Origin of the sequence: Herbidospora sp. NBRC 101105 (assembly GCF_030269205.1) — a bacterium.
Lineage (GTDB): Bacteria > Actinomycetota > Actinomycetes > Streptosporangiales > Streptosporangiaceae > Herbidospora > Herbidospora solisilvae.
The window spans coordinates 446,437-460,721 of the sequence record NZ_BSSX01000002.1 but is presented as its reverse complement, the minus strand read 5'-3'; the positions used below and the strand labels follow the sequence as shown (position 1 = coordinate 460,721).

General features: G+C 70.4%; 16 protein-coding genes. 11 read left to right on the top strand and 5 right to left on the bottom strand.

Annotated elements, in window-relative coordinates; all coding sequences use genetic code 11:
- Window positions 1-64 precede the first annotated feature (64 nt).
- Window positions 65-439 (top strand): hypothetical protein, encoded by a 375-nt coding sequence (locus QSK34_RS10955; RefSeq protein WP_285582810.1) that lies wholly within the window; start codon window positions 65-67, stop codon window positions 437-439.
- The gene (locus QSK34_RS10950) at window positions 436-1,458 is read left to right on the top strand and encodes an SRPBCC family protein (RefSeq protein WP_285582808.1); all 1,023 of its coding nucleotides are present in this window, start codon (window positions 436-438) and stop codon (window positions 1,456-1,458) included. Before QSK34_RS10955 ends, QSK34_RS10950 begins: the two co-directional genes overlap by 4 nt.
- 412 nt (window positions 1,459-1,870) lie before the next feature.
- Here QSK34_RS10950 and QSK34_RS10945 read toward each other — a convergent pair whose 3' ends face one another.
- Both QSK34_RS10945 and QSK34_RS10940 read right to left on the bottom strand, forming a co-directional pair.
- Window positions 1,871-2,668 (bottom strand): hypothetical protein, encoded by a 798-nt coding sequence (locus tag QSK34_RS10945; RefSeq protein ID WP_285582806.1) that lies wholly within the window; start codon window positions 2,666-2,668, stop codon window positions 1,871-1,873.
- A gap of 123 nt (window positions 2,669-2,791) precedes the next feature.
- Window positions 2,792-3,028 carry a hypothetical protein gene (locus tag QSK34_RS10940; RefSeq protein ID WP_285582804.1) on the bottom strand — a complete coding sequence of 79 codons (237 nt, stop codon included), beginning with the start codon at window positions 3,026-3,028 and terminating at the stop codon, window positions 2,792-2,794.
- 806 nt (window positions 3,029-3,834) lie between these two features.
- Between QSK34_RS10940 and QSK34_RS10935 the strand changes: the two genes are divergently transcribed.
- Both QSK34_RS10935 and QSK34_RS10930 read left to right on the top strand, forming a co-directional pair.
- Window positions 3,835-4,086: a hypothetical protein gene (locus QSK34_RS10935; protein ID WP_285582802.1), complete on the top strand. Its 252-nt coding sequence runs from the start codon at window positions 3,835-3,837 to the stop codon at window positions 4,084-4,086.
- 42 nt (window positions 4,087-4,128) lie between these two features.
- Complete coding sequence (locus tag QSK34_RS10930) at window positions 4,129-4,956, top strand: MOSC domain-containing protein (RefSeq protein WP_285582799.1); 828 nt, start codon at window positions 4,129-4,131, stop codon at window positions 4,954-4,956.
- On the opposite strand, the gene QSK34_RS10925 is transcribed toward QSK34_RS10930, so the two are convergent.
- Complete coding sequence (locus QSK34_RS10925) at window positions 4,946-6,910, bottom strand: ATP-dependent DNA helicase (protein ID WP_285582797.1); 1,965 nt, start codon at window positions 6,908-6,910, stop codon at window positions 4,946-4,948. The two genes, QSK34_RS10930 and QSK34_RS10925, sit on opposite strands and share 11 nt — an antisense overlap.
- Window positions 6,911-7,158: 248 nt before the next feature.
- Between QSK34_RS10925 and QSK34_RS10920 the strand changes: the two genes are divergently transcribed.
- Window positions 7,159-8,379, top strand: coding sequence for a hypothetical protein (locus QSK34_RS10920; protein WP_285582795.1), 1,221 nt, complete (start codon window positions 7,159-7,161; stop codon window positions 8,377-8,379).
- Between the two features lie 28 nt (window positions 8,380-8,407).
- Complete coding sequence (locus tag QSK34_RS10915; RefSeq protein WP_285582793.1) at window positions 8,408-9,994, top strand: Na+/H+ antiporter; 1,587 nt, start codon at window positions 8,408-8,410, stop codon at window positions 9,992-9,994.
- Here QSK34_RS10915 and QSK34_RS10910 read toward each other — a convergent pair.
- Window positions 9,991-10,248, bottom strand: a complete 258-nt coding sequence (locus QSK34_RS10910; protein ID WP_062333808.1) for a ubiquitin carboxyl-terminal hydrolase 14 — start codon at window positions 10,246-10,248, stop codon at window positions 9,991-9,993. The genes QSK34_RS10915 and QSK34_RS10910 overlap by 4 nt on opposite strands.
- A gap of 95 nt (window positions 10,249-10,343) precedes the next feature.
- Here QSK34_RS10910 and QSK34_RS10905 point away from each other — a divergent pair, with 95 nt between their 5' ends.
- Genes QSK34_RS10905 through QSK34_RS10890 form a run of 4 tightly spaced genes read left to right on the top strand, consistent with a single transcriptional unit; the run spans window position 10,344 to window position 12,436 of the window.
- A complete protein-coding gene (locus QSK34_RS10905; RefSeq protein WP_285582789.1) occupies window positions 10,344-10,733 on the top strand; it encodes a DUF8711 family protein in 390 nt (129 codons plus the stop codon).
- Between the two features lie 49 nt (window positions 10,734-10,782).
- Window positions 10,783-11,115, top strand: coding sequence for a YidH family protein (locus QSK34_RS10900; protein WP_161479161.1), 333 nt, complete (start codon window positions 10,783-10,785; stop codon window positions 11,113-11,115).
- Window positions 11,105-11,428: a DUF202 domain-containing protein gene (locus QSK34_RS10895; RefSeq protein WP_161479162.1), complete on the top strand. Its 324-nt coding sequence runs from the start codon at window positions 11,105-11,107 to the stop codon at window positions 11,426-11,428. Before QSK34_RS10900 ends, QSK34_RS10895 begins: the two co-directional genes overlap by 11 nt.
- 45 nt (window positions 11,429-11,473) lie before the next feature.
- Entirely contained in the window at window positions 11,474-12,436 is a 963-nt protein-coding gene (locus QSK34_RS10890; protein WP_285582785.1) for a zinc-binding alcohol dehydrogenase family protein, read from the top strand.
- 10 nt (window positions 12,437-12,446) lie between these two features.
- Here QSK34_RS10890 and QSK34_RS10885 read toward each other — a convergent pair whose 3' ends face one another.
- Entirely contained in the window at window positions 12,447-13,562 is a 1,116-nt protein-coding gene (locus QSK34_RS10885; RefSeq protein WP_161479164.1) for a ferritin-like domain-containing protein, read from the bottom strand.
- 73 nt (window positions 13,563-13,635) lie between these two features.
- Here QSK34_RS10885 and QSK34_RS10880 point away from each other — a divergent pair, with 73 nt between their 5' ends.
- A complete protein-coding gene (locus tag QSK34_RS10880) occupies window positions 13,636-14,268 on the top strand; it encodes a TetR/AcrR family transcriptional regulator C-terminal domain-containing protein (protein WP_285582783.1) in 633 nt (210 codons plus the stop codon).
- Window positions 14,269-14,285 lie beyond the last annotated feature (17 nt).

The following is a 14,285-nucleotide window of genomic DNA, read 5'->3' as shown; positions in this document are numbered from 1 at the left end:
TTGATCCGCTCTTGAGGTGCACTGTCCGCTTTCCGGGGAGGGGGATTCCGGAAGGGGGACAGTGATGAAGCCAAGTCAGGCCAAACTCGCGGTGGGCATCGCCCTCGGCTACTACTTCGGCCGCAACCACAAGCTCGCGATGGCGACCGCCGTCGCCGTCGGAGGTCTCGCCGGAGCGCTCCGGCCCAAGAGCCTGCTGGGCAAGGGCCTCAAGAGCCTCGGCTCGCCCGAACTGGAAGAGCTCGCCGGGAAGCTGCAGACCGACCTCATGGAGGCCGGCCGCGCCGCCGCCACCGCGGCGACCACCGGCCCGATCAACCAGCTCAGCGACCGCATCCACGACAAGGCGGAGCGGCTGCGCAGCCCGCTCGGCACCAAGACCGCCGAGAAGACGTCCGAGAAGACCTCCGACACGACCTCCACCGGGGAGGACTCATGACGGAAACCAAGACGCCGTCCCCGCTCGGCAGACTCGGCAGGGAGGTCGGCGGCATCATCGGCGCGGCCGGCAAACGCGGCGCCACCAAGCTGACCGGCAAGGTGACCGGCAAGATCAAGGGCAAGGTCGGCGACCTCACCGACCGCCTCACCGAGTACGCCACCGGGGAGAAGAGCGGTCTCAGCGACCTGGGCTTCGGGGAACAGCGCAAGGACCAGGGCAAGGAGCAGGGCGGCGAGGAGAAGAAGGAGGGCTTCTTCAAGCGCCTCGGGCACGGCGTGAAGGGCGTCACCGAACTGTTCAAGGCCTTCACCGGCAAGGGCGGCAAGGGCAAGGGCAACCGGAAGGTCGTCAACATCGTCGAGTCGATCGACATCGGCGCGCCCCTCCAGGTCGTCTACAACCAGTGGACGCAGTTCGAGGAGTTCCCGTCCTTCATGAAGAAGGTCGAACGCGTCAGCCAGGACGAGGACACCAAGCTGACGTGGAAGGCCCAGGTCTTCTGGTCGCACCGCACGTGGCAGGCCGACATCGTCGAGCAGGTCCCCGACAGGCACATCATCTGGCGCTCCCACGGGGCCAAAGGTCACGTCGACGGCACGGTCACCTTCAGCGGCCTGGCGCCGAACCTGACCCGGGTCCTGGTCGTGCTGGAGTACCACCCGCAGGGCCTGTTCGAGAAGACGGGCAACATCTGGCGCGCCCAGGGCCGCCGGGCCCGGCTGGAACTCAAGCACTTCCGCCGCCAGGTGATGACCCAGACGCTGCTGCGCGCCGACGACGTCCCCGGCTGGCGCGGCGAGATCCACGACGGCGAGGTCACCTCGCAGCCCGACGAGGAGCAGGCGACCGGTTCGGAGGAGCAGGCGACGGAGGCCCCCGAGGCGCCCCCGCCCGGTTCGGGAGAGGAACCCGAGGCGCCGAAGGAGGGAGAAGAGACAGCGGAACCAGAGGAGGAGACCGAGGGCCAGGAGGAAGAGGAGAGAGTCCCCGAGGGCCAGGTGAGCGCACGTGGCTGACGAGGACCCCGACGTCTACCTCGACGTACCGAACCTCAGCGTCGACGAGATCACTCTCCGCGTCGCCGACCTCAAGGCCCGCGTCAGCGTCAGCGCCGAGGTGCTGGACCTGCTGAAACTCAACGTCGGAGCCGACGTGTCCCTGGGCGAGGTCGACCTGGGCATCAAGGGCGTGCAGGCCCAGGCCCTGCTGAAGGTCCGCCTCGACAACGTGGCGAGAATCGTCGGCGACGTCCTGCAGACCCTCGACCACAACCCGCAGATCCTCGAAAACCTGACCAGAGGCCTGGGCAACGCCACCGAGGCCATCGGCGGCGGCGCGGGCCAGGCCGTCGGCGAGATCGGCAGGGGCGCGAGCAGCGCCGTCAGCGACGTGGGCGCGGGCGCGGGGGATGCGGTCCGTGACGTGGGTTCAGGCGCGGGCGAAGCGGTCAGCGACGTGGGCGCGGGCGCGGGCCACGCGGTGGGCGAGGTCGGCGAGGGTGCCGGCGAGGCTGTCAGTGACGTGGGTGAAGGCGCCGGTCACGCGGTGGGCGAGGTCGGCGAGGGCGCTGGCGAGGCTGTCAGTGACGTGGGCGAAGGTGCCGGTCACGCGGTGGGCGAGGTCGGCGAGGCGGTCCATGATGTAGGCGAAGGTGCCGGTCACGCGGTCGGTGAGGTCGGCGAAGGCGCCGGTGAGGCTGTCAGCGATGTAGGCCAAGGCGCTGGCGAGGCTGTCAGCGACGTAGGCGAAGGCGCTGGCCAGGCGGTCGGCGATGTCGGCGAGGGGGTCGGGAAGGCGACCGAGAGCGTTGGCGCGGGAGCGGGCCAGGTGGGCGAAGGTGCCGGGAAGGCCGCCGAAAACGTCGGCGGGGGAGCAGGCCAGGCTGCGGGCCAGGTCGGTGAAGGTGCCGGAAGGGCCACCGAAGAGGCAGGTCAGGCCGCAGGCGAGGGTGCCGGGAAGACTGCCGGGACGTTGGGCGCCGAAGCGGGAGAGGTCGGCGAGGTTGCCGGTAAGACGGAGGAAAGTGCCCGTCAGGCTGCCGAGCACGAGGATTCGGATGGTGGCCCGGCTCCCGGTGTGGCCGACGACGCGGAACGCCAGCGCGACGAAGAAGCATCTGGGCAACGTGACCAGAAGGTTGGAGAGGGTGCCGATCACACAGGTCGGCCCGACCAGACCTCCGCCGACGGGGAGGACGTGCTCACCGGCAGGGTGGTCGGGGACCAAGAGCGGCCCGTCAGTGTCCAGGCCGATCAAGGAAAGGGCGCCGACGCAGAGAGCGTTTCCCGCCCGCCGGTGAGGCGCGCGAGCAGAGCGGATCACGACCGTGGTGAGCAGGCCGACCAAACATCAGCCCTTGGTGACGGCGCGGGTGGAGAAACTCGACGAACCGACTCCCAGGCCGAAGCGGACCAGGCAAGAGAGGGCGAGGATCGGTCCAGCCAAACGACCGAGGTCGATCAGCCGGAAACGGGCGACGGTGCCGAGAACCTGGGCGGTGAACGGACTGAGGAGTCGGCCGGAGCGAGGCCGGCCGCAGAGCCGGAAGGCCGTGGTGAAGCCGATAGGCCAAGCGCCGAAGTCCACGCGTCTGCAGAGGACAGCCGCGCCGAGAAACCGACGCCCGGCGGCCAGACGGAGAGTTCCGACGCTCAGCTAGAGGAACGAGGCCCCGCCGAGGAGTCGACAAGCGAGGGCCAAGTCGAGAAGCCAAGCGTGGAAGTTGTGCAGGAGGCCTCAGGAGAAGAGGTCGGCGTTCACGATTCCAAAAGCCGCGGCCAGACGGAGGATCCAGGCGCAGAAGGCCGACCTGCGACGGCAAAAGGAGCAGGCGGAGCCGAGGGGCGGCAAGGCGGAGGCCCGGCGGGTGAGCCAACTGCACAAGGCGTGGATGAGACGCCACGACCAGGAGGCCAGGCTGAGAAGACGCCAGATGAAGGCCAGGCCGAAAGACTGAGAGCCGAGGGCACAACCAGCACACCGGAGGGCAACGGCCGATCCGGGCGACCGGAAGCCGCGCGGGAGGGCGGAAAGCCGCAAGGCGATGGTGAGGCCGAGGGGCCGCAGCGCAAGGGCCCGGCTGGGGAGCCTCGGGCCGAGGGCCAGGCGGGGAAGCCATCAGGTGACGGCCGATCTCGAAGGCCAGAGGCTGACGACCGAGGCGGGACCCCGCGCCAGACGGAGAAACCGCAAGCCGGTGGGGGAGCACCATCACCAGAAGGTGGTGGCCAGACTCGCCCCAAGGGCAAGGAGCACGCCGACCAGAAAGCCGACTACTGGCGGCGGGAGCGACCGGATCGGGCCGGTCAGACGCTCGGTGGTGCGTTGAAGGAGTTGCGTCACGCCGCCGTGCTGGCCGGTCTGCGCAGGCTCGGCAAACTGGGGAGGGCCCCGTGAGCGGCCGGCCCACCGATGAGGACATCGCGCGGGCCGACATCGTCGTCGCCGCCGACGTCGAGGCCGACGACCTTGAGGTCAGGGTCGCGCCCGATCACAAGGTCGAGTTCCACGGCCACGACCAAGCCGCGTCCGGTACCAACCGGGAGAATCTGCCCGAAAGCGTCACAGAGGGTCAGCGATATCGTTCCGTCCGTATCGGCTACGTGCTGGAGGCCCGCGCGGCCCGTCACGCCGAGCCCGACTGAATCCCGCGTGATTGAGAGAGCGCTTTCTCGTACAGTCGACTGATGAAGCTCTCCGACATCCGGATCTACCCCGTCAAGTCGGTGACGGGGATCCGGCTCGACCACGCCAAGGTCCTTCCGTGGGGCCTCGAAGGCGACCGCCGGTGGGCCGTCGTCGACGACAAGGGAGACGGCTACTGGTCAGGTGAGAACCCGGAGTATCTCTCCGTCCGGGCCGTCAACACCCCGGAGGGCGGGCTGGTCCTCAACGCGCCGGGGCTCGAGGAGCTCACGGTCCCGCCCGCCGACGGGCCGCTGGTGCCGGTCTACTTCCACGGGCTCGACGAGGCCATGCTCGCGCACGACGACGCCCATGAATGGTTCACCCGGCTCCTGGGCAAACCGGCCAGACTTGTCTATCTCGACGATCCCAACCGCCGGCACATCGTCGACTACCACGGCGGGCTTCCCGGCGAGGTGGTCAGCTTCGCCTGGGACGCCCCGCTGCTCCTGGTCACCCGCGACTCCCTGGCCCGCCTCGACGACTGGATCGCCGAGGGCGCCGTCGAGCGGCAGGAGGCCACGCCCCGGCCGCTCGACGTCGCCCGTTTCCGGCCGAGTGTGGTCGTCGAGGGGTTCGCGCCGTTCGAGGAGGACACCTGGACGTCGGTGCGCATCGGCGAGGTCGACTTCCGCGTCTCCGAGCTCTGCGACCGCTGTTTCGTCACCCTCTGGGACCCGCAGACGCGGGAGCGGGGCAAGGAACCCCTCCGCACGCTGGCCAAACACCGCAGATGGGATGGCAAGACCTGGTTCGGCATCCGGCTGGTGCCGAAGAACCTCGGCGAGCTCAGGGTCGGCGACCCGGTGGTGCCGGTCGTCAGGACGTGAGCCGCTTCAGCGCCGCCCGGACCACCGCGGGGTCGGTCGTGCGCCAGTAGGGCGGCAGGGAGTTCAGCAGGAAACCGCTGTAACGGGCCGTCGCCAGGCGGGGGTCGAGGACGGCGATCACGCCCCGGTCGTCCATCGACCGCAGCAGGCGGCCGGCGCCCTGCGCCAACAGCAGCGCGGCGTGGGTGGCCGCGACCGACATGAAGCCGTTGCCGCCCTTGGCCGCCACGTGGCGCTGCCGCGCGGAGGTCAACGGGTCGTCGGGGCGGGGGAACGGGATGCGGTCGATGATGACGCAGGTCAGCGACGGGCCGGGCACGTCGACGCCCTGCCAGAGCGACAGGGTGCCGAACAGGCAGGTCTCGGGGTCGGCGGCGAACTGCTTCACCAGGAGCGACGTCGAGTCGTCGCCCTGGCACAGCAGCGGCACCGACAGCCGGTCGCGCAGCGCCTCGGTCGCCGCCTTGGCGGCGCGCATCGAGGAGAACAACCCGAGGGTCCGGCCGCCGGCCGCCTCGACCAGCTCGACCATCTCCTGGATGTAGGCCTCGGGCAGGCCGTCGCGGCCCGGCTGGGGGAGGTGCTTGGCGACGTAGAGGATGCCGGAGCGCCCGTGGTCGAACGGGGAGCCGACGTCGAGGCCGCTCCAGTCGTCGTTCTTGCCCAGGCCCCATTGGGCGGCCATGCCGTCGAAGGTGCCACCGAGCGCCAGGGTGGCGGAGGTCAGCACGACGGTCCGGTCGCCGAACAGCTTGTCGCGGAGCATGCCGCCCACCGACAGGGGCGCGACCCGCAGCGTCGGGGGGACCCGGCCGGAACCCTCCTCCAGCCACACCACCTCGGCCCGGTCGACCTCGGAGTCGCCGCCGAACGCGTCGAGCATGCGCTGCGCGGTGTCGTGGACCTCGTCGAGCGCCGTGAACGCCGCCTTCTTCGCCCCCGAGCCCTCGGGGTCGTCCTTGTCGGCGGTGCGGGAGCCGAGGGCGGTGATGCAGGCGAAGGCGGCGTCGCGCACGAGCGCCAGGGTCAGCCCGAGCGACTGGGGCAGGTCGTCGACGCGGCCGGCGGGGGCGGCGGCGAGGAGGGAGCCGAGGTCTTCGGCCGCCTCCTGGAGCCGGTCGGCGAGGCCCTGCTCGATCAGCCGGCCGGCGCGGCGGGCCGCCAGCCCCACCGTGGACTCGGACAACTCGTCGGTGACCACGGACGTGACCCGGTCGACCAGCTCGTGGGCCTCGTCGACGACCACGACCCGGTGTTCGGGCAGGACCTGGAAGTCCTCCATCGCGTCGATGGCCAGCAGCGCGTGGTTGGTCACCACCACGTCGGACATCCCGGCCCGTTCGCGGGCCAGCTCGGCGAAGCACTCGGACCCGCTGGGGCAGCGCTGGGCGCCCAGGCACTCGCGCGCCGACACCGAGAACTGGCGCCAGGCGATCTCGCTCACACCCGGGACGAGCTCGTCGCGGTCGCCGGTCTCGGTCTCCTCGGCCCATTCCTGGATGCGCTGGACCATGCGGCCCGTGGCGCTCACTTCGCGGGGGTCGAAAAGCTGATCCTGTTCGTCTTCGGGCATGCCGACGGTTGACTTGTATCGGCACAGATAGTTGCGACGGCCCTTAAGAATGGCGAATTCCGGTCGATGCGGGAGTTCTTTTTCGAGGGCGTCGGCGAGCCTCGGAAGATCGCGGTCGACGAGCTGGCGCTGCAGCGCGATGGTCGCCGTGGAGACGACGACGGCGCTGTCGGAGATCGCCGCGTGCCGGATCGCGGGCACCAGATAGGCCAGCGACTTGCCGGTGCCGGTGCCCGCCTGAACTGCGAGATGGTCGCCCTTGTCGAGCGCCTTCTGGACCGCCGCGGCCATGGTGACCTGCCCGGGTCTCTCGGCGCCGCCGAGCTCCCTGACGGCGATCGTGAGCAGCTCTTCTACAGTTGGCAGGTCGGATTTCGGCACCCCGAAAGGCTAGCGCCCGCCACCGACAACGGCGTGCTGTTATCGGACCGTGACCGCCGGACCACATCCCGGAGTTCGGGGGTGCGAAGGGGAGTTCCCGTGGCACACTGGCCACACGGGGCGCTGGGTCAAAGACGATCTACCTCGGGCGGAAACGGGGTGACCCGACCAATCCGAGACGGGCGTTTCTGTAGGGTTTCTTGAGGTCGAGTGGACGGATAAGGGCAGGTAAAGGCACTATGTCTGTCATGTCGGAAGTCGTCCCGCTGCCATCCTTCGGCGAGGTTTTCTTTGACGCCCGAGGTCAGGACCGCGTTCTGCGGGTGACCTGGCACGAGGGCACCCTCGTTCTCAGTCTGTGGCGGGGCGAGATGTGCACCGCCAGTTTCCGCATGCCCATGGACGACGTCGGCCGCCTCCTGGAGACCCTCCAGATCGGCTACGCCGAGGCCACCGGGCAGACGGCGCCGGGCCCCGACCAGCCCGGCACGGGCCCCTTTCCGGCGCCCGACCTGGCCGACTACCCGGGTGAATATCCCGGCACGGGGCAATACTCGCGCCCGCCGGCCCCCGAGCAGCAGCAGCCCCAGCAGCCCATGGCGCCGCAGCAGCCGCCGTTCCCGCCCTTCCCGCAGGAACAGCAGCCCATGCCGGTCGGCTACGACCCGAACCCCTACCCCGAGGCCACCCCCGCCTACGGCCAGCCCGCCCCGGCCCCGGCCGCGCTCGGCCCCAACGACGTGCTGGTCGCCCGGGGCGCCCCCACGCGCGACCGCCTCGTCGCCGTCGACCAGCAGGCCCCGCCGCGTGAGCGGCCGCGCCGCCAGGCCCCGCAGCCCGACTTCCCGCCGTTCGACGGACAGGTCCCGGCCGAGCCGGTCTACCAGTTCCCCTCGCCCATCCCGGGACGCCCGGCCTACCAGTTCGACGCCGAGCCCGACGCCGAGGCGGCCCAGCACCAGCAGCAGCCCTTCCCCGGCGACGTCTACCAGGCCGACGCGACGGTCTACCAGACCGGCAGCTACCAGCCCCCGCAGGCCCAGCAGCCGCCGATGCCGCCGCAGATGCCCCAGCCGCAGATGCCCCCGCAGCAGATGCCGCCCCAGCAGCCCTACCAGCAGTTCCCGCCGGAGCAGCGCCCCCACCTGGTGCAGGCGGCCCCGCCGTTCCCGCCGGAGCCGTACGCCCCCGACCCCCAGGCCTACCCGCCGGGCTACGCCCAGGGGGCGGTCTACTCCACCGACCCGTCGTTCCAGGTCCCGCCGGGGCAGCAGCAGTATCCGCCGCAGCAGTACGCCGACCCCCGCTACCAGCAGCAGCAGCCGCCGCCGCAGCAGGGCGTCGACCCGAACGACCCGCTGGGCCTCGGCCCGGTCTCGCGGCCCTATGTCGAGGGGCAGCCGCCCATGTACTCCACGGGCGAGCGGGTCCGTCCCGAGGGCGCCGACGAGAGGCGTGACTGGAGCTAGTCGTTGAGGGACATACGATGACCGCTTGATGGAAGCGATCACAATTCTCCAGTTGCTGGCCCTCCCCGCCGGTGCGCTCGCGGTCTCCGCGCTGGCCCGGCGGATGGACTGGAATGTCCCTCTGCTTCTCGTACTCGCCGGGTTGATCGCGTCGATCCTCCCGTTCGTGCCGGAATACGAACTGAGCTCGGAGATCGTGCTCTTCGTGTTCCTGCCGCCGCTGCTCTACTCGGCCGCCCTCGACAGCTCCTACCTGCGGCTGCGCGACGTGAAGCGGCCGGTCATGCTGCTGTCGATCGGGCTGGTGCTGTTCAGCACCGCCGTGGTCGCCACGGTGACCTACCTGCTCGTGCCCGAGCTCACCATCCCGGCGGCGATCGCCTTCGGCGCGATCGTGGCGCCGCCCGACGCCGTCGCGGCCGTGGCCGTCGGACGCAAACTGGGCCTGCCGCGCCGGGTCATGACCGTCTTGATCGGCGAGAGCCTGTTCAACGACGCGACCGCGCTGACCGCCTACCGGGTCGCGGTCGGGGCCATCGCGGGCGGCAGCGTGAGCTTCCTGGCGGCGGGCGGGGAGTTCCTGTTCGCGGCGGGGGTCGGGCTGGCCATCGGGCTGGCCATCGCCTGGGTCGTCGGCCGCATCCTGACCCGCATCTCCGACGCCCTGGTGGCCAACTCGATCTCGCTGCTGGTGCCCTGGGGCGCCTACCTGGCGGCGGAGGTCGTGCACGCCTCGGGCGTGATCTCCGTGGTCGTGGTCGGCATCTACCTCGGCCACCAGATGAGCCGCACCTCCTACGGCACCCGCCTGTTGTCGGCCGCCGTGTGGCAGGTGATGGACTTCCTGCTGGAGGGCATCGTCTTCGCCCTGATCGGGCTCCAGCTGCTCCCGCTGATCGCCGGGCTGGAAGGTTACGAGCCCGCCACGGTCGGCATGTACGCCCTGGTGCTGTTCCTGGTGACGGTGCTGAGCCGGGTGGTCTGGATGGTGCCCAGCGCCTACCTGCCCAGGATCCTGTCCAAGAAGGTCCGGGCCAGGGAGCCCAAGGTGCCCTGGCAGAACGTGGCGACGCTGAGCTGGGCGGGAATGCGCGGCGTGGTGTCACTGGCGGCGGCGTTCGCGCTGCCCGCCGACGTGCCGCAGCGCGATCTGCTGCTGTTCCTGACCTTCGCCGTGGTGATCGGCACCCTGGTCGTCCAGGGGCTGTCGTTCCCGTGGCTGATCCGCAGGCTCGGCATCTCGAACGAGCGCGAGCGGTTCGAGGACGACCTGTCGGAGGCGGCCGCGCAGCAGGCCGCGGCGGCGGCGGCCACGAAACGGCTCGACGAGCTGGTGGCCGAAGGGGTGCTCGACATCCACGAGGAGGTCGTGCAGGGGCTTCGCGACCGCTCGGAGCGGGTGGCCCGGATGGCCTGGGAGCGGCTCGGCGGCGGCACCGGGCCCGAGGGCGAGGAGACGCCCGCGACCGTCTACCGGCGGTTGCGCCGGGAGATGCTCGCCGCCGAGCGGGCGGTCTTCATCAGGCTCCGCGACCAGCGCAGGATCGACGACGAGGTGCTGCGCCGGATCATGGCGGAACTCGACTTCGAAGAGGCCACCCTGGAGCGCGACTAACCCATCACGTTGTCGATGAAGCACCACTTCCACGCCTCACCCGGTTCGAACGACTGCATGACCGGGTGATCGGAGTTCTTGTAGTGGGCGGTGGCATGCCGGCGGGGCGAGGAGTCGCAGCAGCCGATATGCCCGCAGTCAAGACACTTACGCAGGTGGACCCACCGGGTGCCCTCGCGCAGGCACTCCTCGCACCCCTGCGGGGAGGTCGGCTTCGGGTCCCCGGCGACCTGCAGATGTTCGCACATTCCCATGCTTTTGATCGTACGACGCCGCGTCCGGCACAATCCGACCTGCCCCTTTGTGATGGGGCGCTTGGGGTAGGTTCGCGTGCATTAGGCTCCAGGCCATGCGACTCCTCCCTCTTGCCGCGGTCCCGCTTACGCTCGTGCTGCTCACCGGTTGCGGCGAGTTGAACGAGATCACCGGGGCGATCGACAAGACGCAGCAGTGTATCCAGGCCGCCGGAATCGTGACCGAGACCGTGCAGAAGGTGACCGGCCTCGCGAGCGACCCGCAGGCCGTCGAGACGGCTCTCGCCGACGGCGCGAACAAGCTGGAGAACCTGGCCAACGACGCGGCCAACACGACCCTCGCCGAGGCGGCCAACGACGTCGCCGCCAAGCTCAACTCCTTCGACATCCAGGATGCCAACGACGCCGTCGACGCCCTCCAGAAACTCGCCGCCGACTCCGTCCAGTGGGCCGAGACGCTCACCTCCGCCTGCGCCGGGGAGTAAGCAATTCCGGCAAGCCATGCCGGAATTGCGGTGAAATATCCTTTTCGGTATGGACGGTAAAGAACCGGACCCCCGGTTCACCCTGGCGAACGAACGCACCTATCTGACGTGGTTGAGCACCTCCCTCGCGCTGTGCGCCGGGGGAGTCGCCATGGCCGCCGTGCCGCCCGACCTCTTCGTCCCCTGGGTCCGCACCGCGCTCGCCGTCGTCCTCGTCCTGCTCTCGGCCCTGGCGGCGGCGTTCGCCTATCCGCGCTGGCGCAAGGTGCAGACGGCCCTGCGCCGCGCCGAACCCCTCCCGCCGCCGAGGCTGGCGCCCCTGTTCGGGTACGGCGTGGCGGGCGTCGCCGTGCTGGCGCTGGTGCTGATCCTTGTCGGCTGAGAGCTGGGACCCCGGCCTGCAGAGTGAACGCACCCGCCTGGCGTGGGTCCGCACCGCCACCGCGCTGGCGACCCTGGGGCTCGGCGGGGCGGGCGTGACGGCCCGGTCCTCGGGCCATCCCGTGGCGATCGTGTTCTTCGGGGTCGCGGCGCTGCTGGGGGCGGTCACGCTGCTCCGTACGGGACGGCGGTTCCGGCAGGTGCAGGAGGCGCTGCACCAGGAGCGCCCGTTCGAGCACGGCGGCGACGCGCTGACCCTGTGGTTCGGGGTGCTGGCGGCGGTGGTGGGAGGCTTGGTTTTCGTGGTCTTCTGACCCCTTTTGCCGGGTAGTGACCGTCGGCTCCATAGCCTGCTGGGTATGCGTGCCATCGCCACCAGCGGCGGGGGCCTCGTCGACGTCGAGGTGCCCGAGCCCACACTCCGCCCGCATGACCTGCTCGTTCGGGTCGAGGCCGTCTCGGTCAACCCGGCCGACGTGAAGATCGCCGCCGGCGCGGGGGACGAGCGGCGCATCCTGGGGTTCGACGCCGCCGGGACCGTCGTCCGGACCGGCCCGGAGGCCACCGGGTTCGAGCCCGGCGACGAGGTCTACTACGCGGGCGACGTCACCCGCCAGGGCGCCAACGCCGAGCTGCACGCCGTCGACGCGCGGATCGTCGGGCACCGGCCCCGGACCCTGTCCGTGGCGCAGTCGGCCGCCGTGCCGCTGACCACGATCACGGCCTGGGAGTCGCTCTTCACCCACCTCGGGGCGCACAAGGAGACCACGGGCACGCTGCTCGTCGTCGGGGCGCCCGGCGGGGTCGGCTCGATGCTCGTGCAGCTCGCCAAGCAGCTGACGTCACTGCGGGTGATCGGCACGGCCGCGCGCGGCGAGACCCACGACTGGGTGACCCGGCTGGGCGCGGACGCGACCGTCGACCGCCACACGCTCGTCGAATCGGTCAAGGCTCTGGCGCCCGACGGGGTCGAGGCGGTGTTCTCGCCGTTCTCCGAGGGCAACATCGAGGCCTACGCCGAGCTCGTCAAGCCGTTCGGGCACGTCGTGGCCATCGACGACCACCACCCCGACCTCTACCCGCTCAAGTCGAAGAGCATCGCCTGGCACTGGGAGTTCATGTTCACCCACGCCATGTACGAGACCCCCGACATGGGCTCCCAGGGACGTCTCCTGGACGAGGCCGCCGCCCACTTCGACGCGGGCCGCCTGCGCTCGACGCTGACCACCGAGATCGACGACTTCACCGCGGCCGGGCTGCGCCGGGCGCACGAACTGGTCGGCGCCGGGTCGTCGATCGGCAAGGTGGTCGTGCGGCGTTAGCCGGCCCGTGTCACTCGGCCGTGGCGGCGGCGATGGTCTCGGCGACCTCGACGGCGCGTTCGGCCTCCTCCTTGGCGAAGCGCTCGGCGTCGAGCCTCTCGGCGATCTCCTCGTCCTGGCGCATCAGGTCGTCGAGGTTCTGGCCCGCCATGTCGAGCACGCCCATGTCGACGTAGGCCTGCTGGAGCCGGGGGCTCCACAATCCGATGTCCTTCACGCACGGCACGATGCGGCTGAACAACAACGAGCGGAACAGCTGCAGGTAGCGCGACTGGTCGACCAGCTGGTGGGCCTCCTCGACCTCGGTCTTCGACAGGCCCAGGGCCTCCCACTGCTCCCGGCCGCGCAGCCGGTCGCGCATCAGCCAGCAGCCCTCGATCACGAAGTCCTCGCGCTCGCGGCGCTCGGCCTCGGACAGGCCGGCGTAGTAGTCGCGCAGCGCCATGCGGCCGAAGGCGACGTGGCGGGCCTCGTCCTGCATGACGTAGGCGAGGATCTGCTTGGGCAGGGGCTTGGTGGTGATGTCGCGCATGACGCCGAAGGCGGCCAGGGCCAGGCCCTCGATGAGGACCTGCATGCCCAGGTAGGGCATGTCCCAGCGGGAGTCGCTCAGGGTCGAGTCGAGCAGCGACTTCAGGTAGGGGTTGATCGGGTAGGCCAGGCCCACCTTCTCCTGGAGGAAACGGGCGTAGGTCTCGGCGTGGCGGGCCTCGTCCATGGTCTGGGTGGCCGCGTAGAACTTCGAGTCGAGGTCGGGCACCGACTCCACGATGCGCGCCGAGCAGATCATCGCGCCCTGCTCGCCGTGCAGGAACTGGGAGAACTGCCAGGCGGCCCCGTGGCGGCGGACCTCCTTGCGGGTCTGGTCGTCCATGCGGTGCCACAGCGGCGAGTCGTAGATCGCGATGGTCTCGTCGGGGATGCCGAGCACGTCGTAGGGGTCGACCTCCAGGCCCCAGTCGACACGCTTCACCGAGTCCCACTGCTTGTCCTTGCCCTTCTGGTAAAGGGCCAGCATGCGGTCGCGACCGTCGTCGTACTCCCAGGTGAACCGGGCCGATCCGGCCATCTGGACGTCCCAGGTCCGCATGTCCGCGGGGATGGTGTAGAGCTCGTGCGTGGACACGTGTGGGCCTCCCGTACGTACGCTGTACGTCTCGACAGTGACACGCAGCTTACCGCCGGTCAATACTGGTCGCGTGCCACCGTTGAACCGCACCCGGATCGTCGCCGCCGCCATCGACCTGATCGAGCGCGAGGGCGCCGACGCCGTCTCCATGCGGCGCATCGCCGCCGATCTGGAGGTCGGCGTGATGTCGCTCTACAACCACGTGCCGAACAAGTCGGCCCTGCTCGACGCGGTGTCCGAGACGATTCTGTCGGAGGTCGAGTTCACCGACGACCCCGCCGCGCCCTGGACCCACCGGGTCCGCATGCAGGCCCGCGCGTTCCGGCAGATCGCGCACAGCCATCCCCGCTCGACCATGGTCGTGGTGAGCCGCCAGCTCAAGTCGGCGGCGGGCATGCTGCCGGTGGAGCGCGCGTTGTCGACGCTGCGCGAGGCCGGGTTCGGCGAGCGCGAGGCCGTGCAGATCTTCCGGGTCTTCATCGCGTACGTCATCGGCTCCCTCCTGCGTGAGGTCGGGGTCACCCCCACCTTCGCCCCTGTCCACGGCGCAATCCGGGCCGACGACGTCGACGCTGAGCTGTTCCCCCAGATCAGCGCGCTGGCCCCGCACCTGTCGGCGTGCGACCACGAGGCCGAGTTCGACTTCGGGCTCGACCTGCTCATCGAGGCCATCGCCGGGCGGCTGGCCCAGCGCACCACCTGATCACTCGGCCCGCAGCG

What these genes read in the sequence shown, in the direction of transcription:
- QSK34_RS10900 (WP_161479161.1), top strand. Translation starts at nt 10,783, where the DNA reads ATGGACGGTAAAGAACCGGACCCCCGGTTCACCCTGGCGAACGAACGC.
- QSK34_RS10910 (WP_062333808.1), bottom strand. Translation starts at nt 10,248, where the DNA reads ATGGGAATGTGCGAACATCTGCAGGTCGCCGGGGACCCGAAGCCGACC.
- QSK34_RS10920 (WP_285582795.1), top strand. Translation starts at nt 7,159, where the DNA reads ATGTCGGAAGTCGTCCCGCTGCCATCCTTCGGCGAGGTTTTCTTTGAC.
- QSK34_RS10930 (WP_285582799.1), top strand. Translation starts at nt 4,129, where the DNA reads ATGAAGCTCTCCGACATCCGGATCTACCCCGTCAAGTCGGTGACGGGG.
- QSK34_RS10950 (WP_285582808.1), top strand. Translation starts at nt 436, where the DNA reads ATGACGGAAACCAAGACGCCGTCCCCGCTCGGCAGACTCGGCAGGGAG.
- QSK34_RS10905 (WP_285582789.1), top strand. Translation starts at nt 10,344, where the DNA reads ATGCGACTCCTCCCTCTTGCCGCGGTCCCGCTTACGCTCGTGCTGCTC.
- QSK34_RS10890 (WP_285582785.1), top strand. Translation starts at nt 11,474, where the DNA reads ATGCGTGCCATCGCCACCAGCGGCGGGGGCCTCGTCGACGTCGAGGTG.
- QSK34_RS10955 (WP_285582810.1), top strand. Translation starts at nt 65, where the DNA reads ATGAAGCCAAGTCAGGCCAAACTCGCGGTGGGCATCGCCCTCGGCTAC.
- QSK34_RS10915 (WP_285582793.1), top strand. Translation starts at nt 8,408, where the DNA reads ATGGAAGCGATCACAATTCTCCAGTTGCTGGCCCTCCCCGCCGGTGCG.